The organism is Dactylosporangium sp. NPDC000244, assembly GCF_040300725.1.
Classification (GTDB): Bacteria; Actinomycetota; Actinomycetes; order Mycobacteriales; family Micromonosporaceae; genus Dactylosporangium.
Genome location: NZ_JBEPEH010000005.1, coordinates 294,576 through 310,608, shown reverse-complemented (window position 1 = coordinate 310,608; position 16,033 = coordinate 294,576). Strand labels below are relative to the sequence as shown.

Genomic DNA, 16,033 nt, shown 5'->3' with positions numbered 1-16,033 from the left:
TGGTGGGTTGGTTTAAGTGCGGATCCGGATCACGGCATCCGGCTCGGGCCGCCCCCGGTCCAGGGCGGCCGGGGTCTCGTCGCCGAACGGCAGCACGCGGCCGGCGATCGGCGCGAGGGCCCCGCGGGCCAGTTCCCCGGCGATGGCCGACCACGCGCCGGCCAGGCGCCCGTCGTCGCCGCGCACCCAGTCCTCCCAGGCGGCGCCGACGACCTCGATGTTGTTCAGCAGCAGCCGGTTCACCCGGACCTCGGCGGGCGAGCCGCCGGCGAGCACGGCCCGGCCCTCGGCGGCCAGGCAGCGCAGCGCGTCGACGAACCCCTCGCCACCGGCGGCGTCCACGACCAGGTCCACCGGACCGGCCGAGCGCACCGCGTCCCGGAATCCGTCGACCGGCACCCATTCGACGCCGGCGTCCCCGGAAGGCTCACCGGCACCCACGAGCCGGCCGGCTCCCACCGCCCGCGCGACCCGCAGCGCGGCGGAACAGAAGCCGCCGACGCCCCGGACGAGGAGGGACTCGCCGGCCGCGAGGCGGCCGCGCTCCACCACGGCGAAGTATGCCGACAGGTACGGCACCAGCGAGGCCGCCCCCTGCTCGAAGGTCCATCGCGCCGGCAGCGCCACGGTATGGTCGGCGCGTGCGACCGCGACCTCCGCGGCACCCCCGGTCGAGCAGAACGCCAGCACCCGGTCCCCGGGCGCGCGGCCGCTCCCGGGCGGCGCGGCGAGCACGGTCCCGGCCACCGCCGCCCCGAGCACGAACGGGGGTGCGGGCGGCACCGGCCCGCAGGCCACCCGCCCCACCCCCGCGGCGTGCACCCGGATGCTCACCTCGCCGGGGACGGGCACCGGCCGCGGTACGTCGCGCAGTGCCACCGCGCCCGGCCCGTCGAGCGATGCGACGACGAGGGCCCTCACGCCGGCGCCGCGGCGGCGATCTCGGTGTTGGTCTCGTCCCGTACGACGAACCGGCGGACCTTCCCCGAGGCCGTCATCGGCAGGGACGGCACGAACCGCCACGCGACCGGGATCTTGAACCGGGCCAACCGGCCGGCGAGGAACGCGGTCAGCTCCTCCCCGCCGACCGTGCTGCCCGGCGCGCGCACGACCACCCCGGCGACCCGCTCGCCCAGCCGCTCGTCGTCGAGGCCGACCAGGACCGCCGCGGCGACGCCGGGGTGGTCCAGGAGGATCTCCTCGACCTCGGCCGGGTACACGTTCTCGCCGCCGCGGATGATCACGTCCCGGGAGCGGCCGCGGAACGTCAGGTAGCCGGACTCGTCCATCTCGCCGAGGTCGCCGGTGCGCAGGAAGCCGTCCGCGGTCATCGTGGCGGCGGTCTGCTCCGGCATGCCCCAGTAGCCGGCCATCATGTACGGCGCGCGCACGAGGATCTCGCCGGGCGTGCCGATCGGCACCACCGCGCCGGTCTCCGGGTCGGCGATGCGCACGTCGGCGGCCGGGAGCGGACGGCCGAGGGTGCCGCCGATGGTGGCGGGGTCGTCGGCGATGTGCGTCGAGGTGATCAGCGGGCACTCGGACTGTCCGTAGCCGATGAGCACCGCAACGCCGAGGACCTCCTGCACGAGGTTCACCAGGTGCTGGGTGACGGTGGCGCCGCCGAGCGAGACGGACTCCAGCCCCACGTCACGCGCGGCGTCGCCGAGCTTGGCCAGGATGTCCACGAGCATGGTCGGCACGCCGCCGATCCGCTTGATGACGCCGAGGCCGAGCAGGCGCAACACGACCGCCGGGTCCCAGCGCTCCATCACGACGAAGGCGCCGGCATCGATGAGGCCGCCGAGGATCACGAAACAGGATCCGCCGATGTGGTGGTACGGCACGGGGTTGAGGTAGAGGTCGGGCTCGGGGCGCACGTCGTGCCGGTTGCGCTGGAGCGCGCCGTTGAGCGCGGCGCGGTGGGTGAGCACCGAGCCCTTCGACCGGCCGGTCGTGCCCGAGGTGAACTGGATGAGGAACGGGTCATCGCCGGACACGTCCGGCAGCGCGCCGAGCGCCCTGGTGGCCGCCCATCCGTCGAGGTCCCCGAGGTCGGCGACCGTCACCGCCGCCGCGCCGGCGCCGAGTGCGGACGCCCGCGCCAACAGCGGCGCGCCGGCGTGCGTCGTGCCCGCGAACAGCATCACCGGCCGGGTCAGCTCCACCGCGTGCCGGGCCTCCGCATCGGTCCAGGCGGTGTTGAACGGCACCAGCACCAGGCCCGCCATGGCCGTGGCGTGCTCCAGGATCACGAACGGCAGCACGTTGCACGACCACACCGCGACCCGGTCGCCGGGCTTCGCCGCGCCGGCCAGCGCCCGCGCCAGCCGATCGGCCGCCGCGCCCAGCTCGGCGTAGGTCAGGCCGGCCAGGCCGTCGCCGTCCGGCCAGTACACCGCCGGGCGATCACCGTGCGTGGCGACCTGCCGCGCCAGCACCTGCGGCACCGACTCCTCGATGACCTCGCCCGCCGGTTCGGCCGTCCACTCCGACAGGGGACCGATCCGGCGCCCCGGCGCACCCGCCATTGCTCCGCCTCCATTCACCAACCGCATGGTTGGGTATTGGGCATCGTCACCCAGCGGGCGGGGGCGGCGCAATACCCGGGGTGCGCAACCGGCGCTATAGCCAACCATCTGGTTGGCTTGGTATCGTCGGCGCGTGCGAGACGCAACGATCGTCGACATCGTCCGGACCCCGCGCGGCAAGGGCAAGCCCGGTGGCGCGCTGTCCGGGGTCCATCCGCAGGAACTGCTCGCCGGAGTGCTGGTCGAGCTACAGAAACGGGTTGGGTTCTCACCCGGCGAGGTCGCCGACGTGCTGACCGGTTGCGCCAACGCGATCGGCGACCACGGCGACAACGTGGCCCGCCTGTCGGCGCTGGCCGCCGGATGGCCGCTGACGGTGCCCGGCCTGACGATGAACCGCGCCTGCGGCTCGGGCCAGCAGGCGGTCAACTCGGCCGCGATGATGGTCGCCTCGGGCCAGGCCGACGTCGTCGTCGCCTCCGGGGTGGAGCTGATGTCGCGCTACCCGGCCGCCACCCGCCCGACGCTCGACGCCGGCAACGTGCGGCTGCGGGAGCGCTATCCGCTGATCCCGCAGGGTATCTCGGCCGACCTCATCGCCACGCTCGGCGGGTTCAGCCGGGCCGACGTGGACGCCTACGCCGCCGAGTCGCAGCGCCGCGCGGCCGAGGCCATCGGCGAGGGCCGGTTCACCGGCTCGATGGTCCCGGTCACCGGCCCCGACGGTGCCACGCTGCTCGACCGTGAGGAGCTGCCGCGGGCCACGACCGTCGAGGCGCTGTCGGCGCTGAAGCCTTCGTTCGAGGCGCTGGGCACCCTGGTTCTCGACGGCTACGAGCGCAGCTTCGACGCGATGGCGCGTCAGGTGTACCCCCACATCGACGCCGTCGCGCACGTCCACCACGCCGGCAACTCCTCCGGCCTGGCCGACGGCGCCGCGGCCGTCCTCGTCGCCCGGGCCGGCGTGGCCCGCGAGCGCGGCTGGCGAGCGCGGGCCCGGGTGGTCGCCACGGCGACGGCCGGCGCCGACCCGGTCATCATGCTCACCGCGCCGGGGCCGGCCGCCGAGCAGTGCGTCCGCCGGGCCGGCATGACGATGGGCGACATCGACCTGTTCGAGGTCAACGAGGCGTTCGCGGCCGTCGTGCTGCGCTTCGCCCAGGACACCGGCGTGAGCCTCGATCGGGTCAACGTCAACGGCGGGGCCATCGCGCTGGGCCACCCGATCGGAGCGAGCGGCCCGATCCTGCTCGCAACGCTGCTCGACGAGCTGGAGCGCCGCGACCTCAGCACCGGTCTGGTGACGATGTGCACCGGCGGCGGCATGGCCACCGCCACCATCATCGAGCGCGTCTGACCCGATTCGAGACCAGTCGATGATGCGCGCCGCCCGGGTAGTCCGACGCACCGGCCCGTCCGGCATCGAGGTACAGCGGATCCCGGCGCCGACGGCCGCGGACGGCGAGGTCCTCGTGGAGGTCCGGGCGGCGGGCGTCACGTTCCCCGAACTGCTGCTGTCCTACGGCCGCTATCAGGAGCGCCCACCGCTGCCCTTCGTGCTGGGCGGCGAGTTCGCGGGTGTGGTACGTCAGGCACCGGTGGGATCGCCGTTCGCGCCGGGCGACCGGGTGGCGTGTGCCAGCGCCCAGCGGGGCTTCGCCGAGCTCGCCGCGGTGCCGGTGGGCCACGTGCTGCCGCTGCCCGGCCGCATCGGCTTCCCGGCGGCGGCGTGCCTGCCGGCCAACTACCTCACCATGACGTTCGGCCTGCTGCACCGGGGCCGGCTGCGCCCCGGCGAGACGGTGCTGGTGCACGGCGCGTCGGGTGGGCTGGGCGTGGCCGCGATGCAGCTGGCCTCCGCGTTCGGCGCGACCGTCATCGCGGTCACGTCGACACCGCTGGCCGAACTGCTGGCCCCGGTCGGGTACGCGCCGGACCACGTCGTGCCCGTCGACGGCTTCGCCGCCGCGGTCCTGGACCTGACCGGCGGGCGGGGCGTCGACCTCGTCGTCGACCCGGTGGGCAACGACCGGCTGGAGCAGTCGCTGGACTGCCTCGCGCCGCTCGGACGGGCACTCGTCCTCGGCTTCGCCGGCGGCACGATCCCGGTGCTGGCGACCGACCGGTTGGCTACACGCAACGCCGACATCGTCGGGGTCGGCTGGGGCGCGTTCCTGACCGCCCGGCCCGAGCGGTTGCAAGCCGAGTGGCGCCGGCTGCTGCCGCTGGTCGAGCGCGGCCTGGCCCGGCCGCCGATCGGCCGCCTGCTGCCGCTGCGCAGCGCCGCCGAGGCGCTCACCATGCTGGAGCACCGGACCGCCCGCGGCCGGATCGTGCTGCTGCCCTGACCCGTCGCACGCATCCGGACGCCCCCATGGCCGGTCGCGCACCGCACGACCGGCCATGACCCCCGGCTCAGGCAACCGGCTGCCGCTGCGCCTCCGCCAATGCGCGGGCGGCCGGGTAGTCGGCCTTGCCGTTCGGGGAACGCGGCACGCTGTCCACGAACACGACGTGCTTGGGCGCCTTGTAGCCGGCGAGCCGCGCCTTGACGTGGCCGATCAGCTCGGCCGCCGTGGGCGCGGAGCCCGCCTCGACACTGACGACGGCGGCCACCGACTGGCCCCACTGCGGGTCGGGCACGCCGACGACGAGGACGTCCGTCACCGCCTCGTGGTCGAGCATGACGCCCTCGACCTCCTCGGTGAAGATCTTCTCGCCGCCGGAGGTGATGCACAGCGAGTCGCGGCCCATGAGCTGGATCGTGCCGTCGGGGTGGACGACGCCGTGGTCGCCGGGCACCGACGTCCGCACGCCGTTGATCTCGCGGAAGGTTTGCGCCGTCTTGTCGGGGTCCTTGTAGTAGCCCATCGGCAGGCGGTTGCGCACGACGAGCTTGCCGATCACGCCGGAGCCGGGCTCGACCGGTTGCCCGTGCTCGTCGAGCACCCAGACGTTCGGGCCGGGAGCGAAGCGGCCGGTCTCGGGGACGTTGTCCTTCGTCGCCAGCGACCAGCCCATGCCGAAGCCCTCCGACGACGAGAAGCCGTCGAGAATCGCCGCGGCCGGCCAGTGCTCCAGCAGGGCCCGCTTGCTCTGCTCGCCCAGCATGCCGCCGGACGTCAGGACGTTGCGGATCGTGGAGCTGTCCCAGCGCCCCGGTTCCGCGGCGAGGGTGTCGACGACGCGCTTGGCGAAGACCTCGCCGCTGATCGCGAGGCTGGCGACGCGGTAGCGGTCGATGCTGTCGAGCAACTCGGCCGCGTCGAACCCGGGCGCGGTCAGCGACACGACGCATCCGCCGCCGTGCATCGCCATCGTCGCGCCGAAGTACCCGGTGCCGTGCATGTACGGGCTGCCGGAGATGTGCGCCTGCCCGGGTCCCCGCAGGTCGCGACGGATGCCCTCGGCACCGTCCTCGAGCGTGTAGTGGGCGGTGGACACGTCGTTGACCTGCCGCAGCATGTCGACGGCGCGCCACATCACGCCCTTGGGCATGCCGGTCGTGCCGCCGGTGTAGAGCAGGAACAGGTCGTCACCGCCGCGGCCCCACGGCGCACGGACCCGCTCGGGCGACGCCGCGGCGGCCTGCTCGTAGGGGATCGCCCACTCGGGGCACGGCTCAGTACCGTCGTCGACGTGGATCCACTGCCGCACCCGGGGCACCCGGTCGCGCAGGGCGCCCACGGTCGCGGTGAAGGAGCCGTGGAAGACGACCGTGGTGACGTCGGCGTCCTCCCACAGGTAGCGCAGTTCCTCGTCGCGGTACCGGTAGTTCGAGTTGATCGCCGGGATGCCGATCTTGAACGCGGCGTGCGAGACCTCGAGGTACTCCGGGCTGTTGCGCAGGTACTGCGCGACCCGGTCGTCGCGGCTCGCCGGGCCGTCCAGCAGCGTGCGCGCGACGCCGTTGGCCCGCCGCTCGAAGTCGGCCCACGTGAAGGTGCGCTCGCCCTGGATCTGTGCCGGGGCATCCGGCAGCTCCTCCGCGATGGTCTCCCAGACGGTCGCCAGGTTCCAGTCGAACTCTGCTGTTGCACTCATGATGTACCTCTCGCGCCTATGCGAAGAATTCGTACGACTGGTCCGTGTCGCCGCGCCGGCCGCCGACGTAGCCGGCCCGCTCGGTCGTGCGCTCCCACTCCGGTCCGGCGAGATCGTTGCGGGTCCAGTCCGACACCACGACCCGCCGCACGATGCCCCACCGCCCGTCGCGGCGCTCCAGCACGTCGAGGTACCGGCCGGAGATGATGCCGAGCTCGGGCCGGCCGTTGTCGGAGTGCGGATGGAACGCCAGGAAGTACACCTCGGCCCGGGCCCGGTCGCCGTCGAGCTCGATGAGCACGTTGGTGATGTGGTGGTTGCCGACGTGGTCCCACACCTTCCTGGCACCGTCGACGACGACGTTCGCGAACTCGACGCCCGGGCCGTCGAAGGGCCCGTGCCGGTCGGTGCCGCCCTCGGCGTACACCGACTGGATCAGCTCCAGGTCGGCGCGGTCCACTCCGCGGGCGTACCGGTAAAGGAGCTGACGGATCTCCTCGTGGTCGCGCAGCTCGCGCAGTTCCCGGCGCAGGGCGCGGATATCGTCCTCCATAGCCTCATCTCCCAGGGGCGCAGAGGCGACTCGCGTCGCCCCGCAACTAGTTCGTCGGTTCCGAAGCAACTGGCGGCGGACGGCGGCTGCCGTACTCGTCGAGCACCCGGACGGAGCCGCCGGCGTCCGAGACGTAGCGCGACGTGACCCGCAGGTGCTCGCGGGTCAGCCGGGTCGCCTCGCCGTCGTCGCCCGCACCGATCGCCGCGGCGATGCGCAGGTGCGCGCGCAGGACCTCGCGCCGCCGGCTCTCGTCCGGGTACTGGCCGTCCGCCACCGCCGACCGGGCCCACGTGAGCTCCTGGGTGTCCCAGATGCTCTCGATGACCCCGGCGAGCAGCTGCAGCGTCTGTATCCCGGCCGCCTGCACCAGCTCGTGATGGAACCGGCCGGCCAGCCGGGTGAAGGCCAGCGCGTCGTCCGCACGCGACTCCGCCTCCGCGGTGAGCGCGGCGAGCCGCCGGCCGATCGCGCGGTGGTCGCCGCGGCGGGCGGCCTGCCCCGCGGAGAGCGGCTCGACGAGGTTGCGGGCGACCGCCAGGTCCTCGATCGAGATGTGCCAGGCGTGCAGCAGCAGTCCGACGTGGTACGCGGCCGAGTCCGGCGTCGGGTGCCGGATGATCGTCCCGCCGCGCTTGCCGCGCCGGACGGTGAGCAGGCCCTCGGTCTCCAGGATGCGGAACGCCTCCCGCAGGCTCGACCGGCCGACCGGGAACTGGGCCAGCAGCGCCGCCTCCGGCGGCAGCTCGGATCCGTCGAACAGGTCGCCGTCGAGGATCCGGGTCCGCAGCTGTGCGGCGACGGCCTCCGCCACACTCGGCGGGGTGAGCCGGAGCGGCGCCGGCGGTCCCCCACGCTCCTGCAGCATTGCCTCCCCCAACCTGCCGCGAAGGGCTACAGCGACGAGTAGATGCTCGCCGCGACGTCCTCGACCGCCAGGTTGGCGGCCCGGTCCCGCAGCGCGACCCGCCCGCGCTCCAGCACGATCACCTCTTCGGCGATGCCGCCGAGCACCTCGTCGACCAGCTGCTCGACGAGCAGGATCGCCAGTCCCTCGTCGCGCAGCGCGCTCAGCACCTCGAACACCAGGTCCACGAAGACCGGCGCGAGGCCGGACGACGGCTCGTCGACCAGCAGCACCCGCGGCTTCGTGGCGAGCGCGGTGGCGATGGCCAGCATCTGCTGCTGGCCCCCGGACAGGTCCGCGGCCCGCTGCCGGCGGCACTCGCCGAGAATCGGGAAGCGCTCGTAGAGCCTCGCCAGCTCGTCCTCGCGGTCGGCGCGCTTCACCCCGCCGCCACGCAGGCCGAGCACCAGGTTCTCCCGGACGGTGAGTTCGCGGAAGACCCGCTTGCCCTCCTGCACGACCGTCAGCCCGCGCGTCACCCGCGACCACGCCGGCAGCGCGGTGACGTCCCGCCCGTCCAGCATGACCGTGCCGGCCTTCACCGGCAGCAGTCCGCACAGGCCGTTGATGAGCGTCGTCTTGCCGGCGCCGTTGCGCCCGACCAGGGCGGTGATGCTGCCGGCGTGCAGCCGCAGCGAGACCTCCCAGACGGCGACGAGGTCACCGTAGGCCACGCGGACGCCGGTGGCGTCCAGCAGCGGGCCGGTTTCCGTGAGGTCCGCCATCAGGCCACCCCCGACTCGGAAGGGACGTCAGTGCGTGGTCCGGCGCCGGCTTCCGTTCGGCCACGCCGGCCGAGGTAGCTGTCGATGACCCGCTGGTCCCGGCGGACCACGTCCGGCGGCCCGGATGCGATGACCCGGCCGAGCTCCATCGCGTGCACCCGGTCGGCGACGCTCATGACGAACGGCACGTTGTGCTCGACCAGCACCACGGTGCCGCCGGCCTCCCTGGTACGGCGCATCAGCATCTCCAGCTCCCGCAGTCCTTCGTCGTCCAGCCCGGCGGCCGGCTCGTCCAGCAGCAGCACGTGCGGCTTGCCCGCGACCGCGCGCACGACCTCCAGCAGCCGCCGGGTGCCCAGCGGCAACGATCCCGCCGGCTGGTGGGCCAGGTGTTCCAGCCCCGCGAACGACAGCGCGACGAGCGCCGCCGCGCGGTCCTCCCGGCGCACCCGGTAGTACCGTGGCAACCGGAGAATGGCCGGCAGCAGACCGACGGCGCCGGAGCGCAGGCGGCCCGACTCGACCACTTCGAACACGGTCATCCGCGGCGGGATCAGCGGCGTCTGGAACGTCCGCCCGACGCCGAGGCGGCTGACCTGATGCGCGCGCAGCCCGGTGATCGGCCGGCCGGCGAGGGTTACCGTCCCTGCGTCGGCGCGCAGCACGCCCGAGATGAGGTTCAGCAGTGTGGTCTTGCCCGCCCCGTTGGCCCCGATGATGGCCGTGATGGTGCCCGGTTCCACCGTCAGGTCGACGCCGTTGAGCGCCTTGAGGCCGGCGAAGGCCTTCGCGACCCCGGCGACCTCCAGCCGCTCGCCCGGGATCGAGAGCTCGCCGAGCTCGCCGGCCGTCCTGGTCCCACCGGCGGCCCCGGCGCGCGCCAGGCGGCGCAGGAGCAGCCGGCGCCGGACGATGCGGGCGAGGCCGGCCAGCCCCATCGAGAAGACGACACCGACGAAGACGAGGAAGATGCCGTACACCGCGCTGGAGTACTTCTGGAAGGACGCCGCCTGCAGCGGTCCCAGCACCAGGATCGCCGCACCGACCGGCGCGCCCCAGACGCTGTCCGCGCCGCCGAGCACGGTGGCGGCGAGCACCGCGATGAGCAGGCTCAGGGTGAACGTCGTCGGGCTGATGAATCCCGTCATGTAGGTGAACAGCACACCCGCGATACCGGCGGGCAGCGCCCCGATGACGTACGCCTGGATCTGCAGCAGGTGCACCGAGCCGCCCAGCGACTCCGCCAGCGTCGGGCTCTGCGCCAGCACCCGCAGGAAGGTGCCGAAGCGGGAGACCACCATGTTGCGCAGGACCAGCATCCACAGCAGGGTGGCGGCGATCGCGACGTAGTAGAAGTCCCGGCCGAACAGGGGCCGGCCGAACAGCGTCGGGCCGAGCACGCCGGGCAGGCCGGCGCTGCCACCGGTGTATTCGTCCAGAATGGACACCAGGCTCGGGATGAGCAGCACGAAGAAGAACGACACCAGGGCCAGTGACCAGTGGCTCAGCCGCAGCCCGGGTATCCCCGAGATCAGCCCGGCGACGCCGGCGAGCGCGGTCGCGACGAGCAACGCCAGGAGGATGTCGGTATGCCCGTGGTTGAACAGGATCGCGGCGACGTAGGCGCCGGAGGCGAACACCGCCACCTGGCCCAGCGCCAGCTCGCCGGCGTAGCCGAAGCTGAGGTTGAGCCCGCTGCACAGCAGCGTGTAGACGGCGATGAGCATGACCTGCCGCTGCCAGTAGAAGCCCAGCCCGAGCGACGGCAGGGCCGCCACGATGACGAAGCCGGCGATGACGAGCAGCGGGGTGTCGGTGAGGAGGGTGCGCAGCCGGGCGGTCATCGTCACACCGCCCGCATGCCGTGCTTGCCGAACAGGCCGGTGGGTTTCAGCAGCAGCACCACGAGCAGCACGACGAACAGCAGCAGCGGCGGGTACTCGACGCCGAGGTACCGGCTGCCGTAGGCCTGGATCAGCCCGATGAGCAGGCCGCCGACGACGCACCCGATGAAGCTGCCGAAGCCGCCGACGGCGAGGGCGACGAAGCCGAAGATGGTCATGCTGACCGCGATGCCGACGCTGGCGCCGGTCTTCGGGGTGACGAGCGGGCCGAGCAGCCCGGCGAGCGCGCCGGCGAGCGCGAACCCGCCGGCCCGCAGCGCGCCGACGTTGATGCCCCTGGCCTTGGCAGCGTCCGGGTCGCTGGTGGCGCCGCGGGCAGCGAGGCCCCACAGGCTGCGCCGGGAGAACACGTGCATGCCGGCGCCGGCCAGGACGGCGAGCACGACCAGCCACACGTCGACCGGCGCCATCCGCCCGCCGAGGAAGGTGAAGGCGTCCTCCCCGCCGAAGAAGCCGACCGACTTGGGCGTGGCGCCCCACGTCGCGGCGAGCACGCCCTCGATGACGACGAACGCGCCGACGGTGGTCACCAGCAGCGCGCGGGTGTCGCTGCGGCGCAGCACCGGGCGTACTGCGACGAGCTCCTCGAGGCCGCCGAGCAGCGCACCGAGGACCGCGCCGAGCAGCGCCGCCGACCACCACGGCCAGCCGAGGTCGACCATGACGTACCAGGAGAAGAACGCACTGAGGATGACGAACGCGCCGTGGGCGAAGTTGAACACGCCGCCGAACGTCATCGTGATGTTGTAGCCGATGGCGGTGAGCGCATAGACAGCACCGACCGACAGCCCAGCCCAGACAATCGTCACGACAGCCCCTACGCAGTCCTGCACGGCCCCGGGCCGTGATGTTCTACGAACCTATGAACCAGATGATTTACATGACAGAAGAGACAGCACCGCCACAGTGACTCCCGCCGGCAGTGCGGGGCGGTTCAGTACGAGCGAGGCAGGCCGAGCGAGTGCTGCGCGACGTAGTTGAGCACCATTTCCCGGCTCACCGGCGCCGACCGCATGAGCCGCGTCAGCCCCCACAGGTCGCCGATGCCGTACTCGGTGGCGAACGCGTTGCCGCCGTGCACCTGAACGGTCTGGTCGAAGGCGTGCAGCACCGCGTCGGCCGCGGCCAGTTTCGCCACCGCCGCCGCCTCACCCACGCCGGCGTCGCCGTTGTCGAACTGCCACGCCGCCCGGGCGGTCATCAGCCGGGCCAGTTCCAGCTCGATCTTCACCTCGGCCAGCGGATGGGCGACGCCCTGGTGGGAGCCGATCGGCACGCCCCACACCGCCCGGTCCTTGGCGTAGGCGACGGCCTTGTTCAGGAAGTACCGCCCGAGACCGGTCGCCTGGGCCGCGACGTTGATCCGCTCCGGGTTGAGGCCGGAGAAGATCTGCCGCAACCCCTGGTCCGCCGTGCTACCCACCAACCGGTCGGCCGGGACCACGACGTCGTCGAAGAACACCGCGAACTGGCGGTCCGGCGCCTTGATCTCCATCGGGATCGGCCGGAACTCCAGCCCGGGGGTGCCGGTGTCCACGACGAACAGGGTCAGCAGGCCCCGGCCCCGCGGATCGGTGCCGGTGCGCGTCACGACGAGCACGGCGTCGGCCACGTCCATGCCGGTGATGTACTGCTTGGCGCCCTTGATGACCCAGCCGTCACCGGCGCGGGTGGCGGTGGTGGCGAGGTTCGGGGCGTTGGACCCGGCGCCGGACTCGGTGATCGCGAAGGCCATCTTCGTCCGGCCGGCGGCCAGCCCCGGCAACCACCGCTCCTTCTGCGCCGCGGAGCCGAACTCGTCGATGATCGGTCCGCACATGCCGGCGACGATCAGGAACAGCAGCGGGCAGCCCTGCGCGGCGAGCTCCTCGATGACGATCGCCGTCTCCTGGATGCCGCCACCGCCGCCGCCGTACTCCTCCGGCAGGTTCACGCCGCCGAACCCGTTGTCGAAGATCGTCGACCAGAGCTCGTGGGTGAACCGCCCCTCCGCCGCACACCGGGCGAAGTACTCGTGGCCGAACTTGGCCCCGATCTCGCTCACCGCACCGCGAAGGGCAAGGTGCTCACTCGACTCGCTGAAGTTCACTCGACCCTCTCTTAACCGACCGGTGGGTTGACTACATGGGGACCAGTACAACAGAGTGACGCTCCAACGACAACAGCAACCGCACACCGACGTCGACCGGCTTGAACGAACCGAAGCCGGACGACCCCGGACGAAGCCGATGCGAATCGAGGCGATGCGATGAGTGCCGTCCGAGCGTTCCGACCGATCACGGCGGCCGAGTTGGCCTGGCGCACCGAGCTGGGCGCCGACGACCCCGAGTACGTCGAGCTGTGGTGGCTCGACGCCGCCCTGGACAACGGGTGGCAGGTCGGCATCGGCCTGTACCGCTCACGCCCGTTCGACGGCGGCCGCCCGGCCATCACCGTCAACCTGCTGCGCCCCGGAGAGCCGTTCCTGGAGCTGCACCACAGCTTCGCGCCGGACGAGTTCGAGCCGTACCCGTTCGGCGGCCGCTGGGGTGAAAACAACCAACTGGTCGGTGGACTATCCGAACGCGGCGACCCGGCCGCGTTCGACCTCACCCTGGACGTCGGCCGGTTGCGGCTGGAACTGGCGGCAACGGTCGTCTGCGCCGGGGTCAAGTTCACCACCGCCTCCCCCGGCTTCACCCACCACCGCCCCGATTCGGCCACCGCGATCGGCTGGTGGCCGGTCGCGCCGCGGGCCGACGTCTCCGGCTGGATCGCCCTCGACGGGGACCGCGTGCCGGTGCGCGGCCGGGTCCACGCCGAGAAGCAGCTGTCGTCGCTGCCGCTGGCCGGCCGGGAGAAGGCGCGGTCCGCCCAGTCGGTCTGGACCTGGGGACACTTCACGTGCGGCGACTACACGGGACTGTGGACTGACTCCGCGGCGTCCGAACAGCTCGGCTACCGGCACTTCACGCCGTTCGTGCTGTATCGGGAGGGCGAGCCGATCCTGAGCACGTTCGCCTTCGCCTCGTCCGTGGAGCGCTTCCGCATCGAGCCCGGCACCGGGCTGCCCCGCCCGGAGGTGGTCACGCTCAAGGCCGCGCAGGGCGAGCTGGAGTTCTTCGCCCGGCTCACCGACGGCCGGGTCAGCGACCAGTTCGAGCTCGACGGCAACGAGGGTGCCTACTACTGCCGGCAGATGGGGCGGATCGACGCCGAGCTGTACCACTGGGGGCGGGCCACCCGGCTGACCGGCGACGTCGTGCACGAGTGGGGTACCCAGGCCGGCAACTTCCCGTTCGCGGCGGTGCGCCCGTGAGCGCCGTCGAGGTGTCGTGGCCCCGGCCCGGCGTGTACCGCATCGAGCTGCACCGGCCGGAGAAGCTCAACGCCGTCAACGCCGAGCTCGCCCAGGGCCTGCACGACGCGCTCGACGCGGCGGAGCGCGACCCGCACTGCCGGGTCGTCGTGGTCACCGGCGCCGGGCGGGGCTTCAGCGCCGGCCTGGACCTCGACGGCTACGGCGACGCTCCCGGCACGGCGGACATGGGCCAGGTCTACCGCGACCTGGCGTTCCAGCGCCTCGTCGCGACGCTGATCCAGCGGGTGCACCGGCTGCCGAAGCCGGTCGTCGCCGCCGTCAACGGGCCTGCCGCCGGCTTCGGCCTGGCGCTGGTGTGCGCGGCGGACATCCGCTTCGCCGCGTCGACGGCGGTCTTCACGACCGCGTTCATCCGCATCGGCGCCAGCGGCTGCGACCTCGGCATCAGCTGGCTGCTGCCGAGGCTGGTCGGCGCCGGCCGGGCCCACGAGCTGATGCTCACAGGGCGGCGGTTCGACGCCGCCGAGGCGCTGCGGATCGGGCTGCTCGCCGGCGTCGTCGAGCCCGGCGCGCTCGGCTCCACGGTGGACACGACGATCGACGCCCTGCTCGGCGCGGCACCGATGGCGCTGGAGCTGACCAAGCAGGGCATGTGGCTGGGCCTGGAGCTGCCGTCCCTGGACGCGGCGATCGAGCTCGAGAACCGCCAACAGGTGCTCAGCGCCCGGACGACCGACAGCGCCGAGGCACGTGCGGCGTTCCGGGAGCGCCGCACCCCATCTTTCACCTTCCAGTAGAGCAATTCATCGCCATGGACTCGACAACAAGGAGTGGAGTGAGCGCCATGAGAACTCGGCGAGCCGCGATCGCGGCAGCGCTTGCAGTGTCGTTACTGCTGGTCGCCGCGTGTGGCGACGACACCGGGGACGGCTCCGGACCGGGCAACGGGTCCGGCGGCGGCCCGATGAAGATCGACGCGCTGGTCGCGCTCAGCGGCCCGCTCGCCGTCATCGGCGGGGCCATGCAGCAGGGTATGGACGCCGCCGTCCAGGTCATCAACGACAGCGGCGGCGTGCTCGGCCAGCCGCTCAAAATCAACTACATCGACAACGCGGGCAGCGCCGACCAGTCGGCCGCGAAGCTGCAAGAGCTGCTGAGCGGCGGCAAGCCGCACGCCGTCATCCCCGGCGTCGCCTCCGAGATCCCGGCCGGCATCCCGATCCTCGCCCAGGCCGGCGTCTTCACCTCACAGCACTTCACGGGGGCGACCTTCAACGACCCGAAGAAGTACCCGCTGGAGTTCGGCAACGCCCACACCATCCCCGACTACGTCGGCAGCCTGGTGAGCAAGGCGAAGGAGAGCGGGTACCAGAGCGTCGGCATCCTCGACATCGACGACGCCTCGGGCCAGGCGTTCGAGGCGGTTGCCGGACCCGCCTTCAAGGCAGCCGGAATCGCCGTCACCTTCGCCCGTGTCCCGCCGGACTCGATCGACGCCACACCCCAGCTCCAGCAGGTCCTCGCCCCGAACCCGAACGCGCTGATCTTCGCCGGCTACAGCCCCGCCGCCGGCGCCATGGCCAAGGCCCGCGCCAAGCTCGCCGTCACCCTGCCGACGATCGCCGCGCAGACGTACTCCGCCAACAACCTCGCCGACCTCGCCCCGGTGAGCGCCTACGACGGCATCCTGTTCCAGCAGCTGGCGACGAGCGTCAAGGGCACCCCGCAGACCGAGAGCGCGGCGTTCAAGAAGTTCTACGACGCGGTGCTGGCCAAGTCCGGCGGCAAGCTGCCGTTCCCGATCAACACGTACCTCGTCGCCTACCACGACGTCATCCTGGCCGCCGCGGCCGCCAACCTCGCCGGCAGCCTCGACGCCAAGAAGATGGCGAAGGCCCTGGAAGGCGCCAAGCCGGCGGACATGCCGCTCTACGTCAGCCCGGTGACGTTCTCCGCCGACAACCACTTCCCGACGTTCGCCCCGGCCGACTTCGTCTTCACCAAGTACGGCCCGGTCGAGAAGGGGCTCAGCGTCCCGTCCGCCGGCTGATCGCGCCGCGATCGGACC

The 16,033-nt window shown here is 72.6% G+C and carries 14 protein-coding genes; 5 read left to right on the top strand and 9 right to left on the bottom strand.

Features of this window, described 5'->3' with window-relative positions; translation table 11 throughout:
- Window positions 1-12: 12 nt before the first annotated feature.
- Both ABT369_RS09765 and ABT369_RS09760 read right to left on the bottom strand, forming a co-directional pair.
- A complete protein-coding gene (locus ABT369_RS09765) occupies window positions 13-921 on the bottom strand; it encodes an alcohol dehydrogenase catalytic domain-containing protein (protein WP_350611313.1) in 909 nt (302 codons plus the stop codon).
- A complete protein-coding gene (locus tag ABT369_RS09760; RefSeq protein WP_350611312.1) occupies window positions 918-2,531 on the bottom strand; it encodes a class I adenylate-forming enzyme family protein in 1,614 nt (537 codons plus the stop codon). The genes ABT369_RS09765 and ABT369_RS09760 overlap by 4 nt, the downstream gene beginning before the upstream one ends.
- A gap of 133 nt (window positions 2,532-2,664) precedes the next feature.
- On the opposite strand from ABT369_RS09760, the gene ABT369_RS09755 reads away from it, so the two are divergent.
- Both ABT369_RS09755 and ABT369_RS09750 read left to right on the top strand, forming a co-directional pair.
- The gene (locus ABT369_RS09755) at window positions 2,665-3,888 is read left to right on the top strand and encodes an acetyl-CoA C-acyltransferase (RefSeq protein WP_350611311.1); all 1,224 of its coding nucleotides are present in this window, start codon (window positions 2,665-2,667) and stop codon (window positions 3,886-3,888) included.
- Window positions 3,889-3,907: 19 nt separating this feature from the next.
- Window positions 3,908-4,879 carry an NADPH:quinone oxidoreductase family protein gene (locus ABT369_RS09750; RefSeq protein ID WP_350611310.1) on the top strand — a complete coding sequence of 324 codons (972 nt, stop codon included), beginning with the start codon at window positions 3,908-3,910 and terminating at the stop codon, window positions 4,877-4,879.
- Window positions 4,880-4,946: 67 nt separating this feature from the next.
- Here ABT369_RS09750 and ABT369_RS09745 read toward each other — a convergent pair whose 3' ends face one another.
- The 7 genes from ABT369_RS09745 to ABT369_RS09715 form a co-directional block, all read right to left on the bottom strand.
- A complete protein-coding gene (locus ABT369_RS09745; RefSeq protein WP_350611309.1) occupies window positions 4,947-6,575 on the bottom strand; it encodes an AMP-binding protein in 1,629 nt (542 codons plus the stop codon).
- A gap of 16 nt (window positions 6,576-6,591) precedes the next feature.
- Window positions 6,592-7,128 (bottom strand): nuclear transport factor 2 family protein, encoded by a 537-nt coding sequence (locus tag ABT369_RS09740; protein WP_350611308.1) that lies wholly within the window; start codon window positions 7,126-7,128, stop codon window positions 6,592-6,594.
- Between the two features lie 46 nt (window positions 7,129-7,174).
- Complete coding sequence (locus tag ABT369_RS09735) at window positions 7,175-7,942, bottom strand: FadR/GntR family transcriptional regulator (RefSeq protein ID WP_350611307.1); 768 nt, start codon at window positions 7,940-7,942, stop codon at window positions 7,175-7,177.
- A gap of 80 nt (window positions 7,943-8,022) precedes the next feature.
- Window positions 8,023-8,760: an ABC transporter ATP-binding protein gene (locus tag ABT369_RS09730; protein WP_350611306.1), complete on the bottom strand. Its 738-nt coding sequence runs from the start codon at window positions 8,758-8,760 to the stop codon at window positions 8,023-8,025.
- Window positions 8,760-10,604 (bottom strand): branched-chain amino acid ABC transporter ATP-binding protein/permease, encoded by a 1,845-nt coding sequence (locus ABT369_RS09725; protein ID WP_350611305.1) that lies wholly within the window; start codon window positions 10,602-10,604, stop codon window positions 8,760-8,762. Before ABT369_RS09725 ends, ABT369_RS09730 begins: the two co-directional genes overlap by 1 nt.
- A 2-nt stretch (window positions 10,605-10,606) precedes the next feature.
- A complete protein-coding gene (locus ABT369_RS09720) occupies window positions 10,607-11,473 on the bottom strand; it encodes a branched-chain amino acid ABC transporter permease (protein ID WP_350611304.1) in 867 nt (288 codons plus the stop codon).
- Window positions 11,474-11,598: 125 nt separating this feature from the next.
- Window positions 11,599-12,753 carry an acyl-CoA dehydrogenase family protein gene (locus ABT369_RS09715; RefSeq protein WP_350611303.1) on the bottom strand — a complete coding sequence of 385 codons (1,155 nt, stop codon included), beginning with the start codon at window positions 12,751-12,753 and terminating at the stop codon, window positions 11,599-11,601.
- Window positions 12,754-12,912: 159 nt separating this feature from the next.
- Here ABT369_RS09715 and ABT369_RS09710 point away from each other — a divergent pair, with 159 nt between their 5' ends.
- Genes ABT369_RS09710 through ABT369_RS09700 form a run of 3 tightly spaced genes read left to right on the top strand, consistent with a single transcriptional unit; the run spans window position 12,913 to window position 16,015 of the window.
- Entirely contained in the window at window positions 12,913-13,962 is a 1,050-nt protein-coding gene (locus ABT369_RS09710) for a hypothetical protein (RefSeq protein WP_350611302.1), read from the top strand.
- Complete coding sequence (locus ABT369_RS09705) at window positions 13,959-14,762, top strand: enoyl-CoA hydratase/isomerase family protein (protein WP_350611301.1); 804 nt, start codon at window positions 13,959-13,961, stop codon at window positions 14,760-14,762. Before ABT369_RS09710 ends, ABT369_RS09705 begins: the two co-directional genes overlap by 4 nt.
- A gap of 47 nt (window positions 14,763-14,809) precedes the next feature.
- Window positions 14,810-16,015, top strand: a complete 1,206-nt coding sequence (locus tag ABT369_RS09700) for an ABC transporter substrate-binding protein (RefSeq protein WP_350611300.1) — start codon at window positions 14,810-14,812, stop codon at window positions 16,013-16,015.
- The last annotated feature ends 18 nt before the right edge of the window (window positions 16,016-16,033 follow it).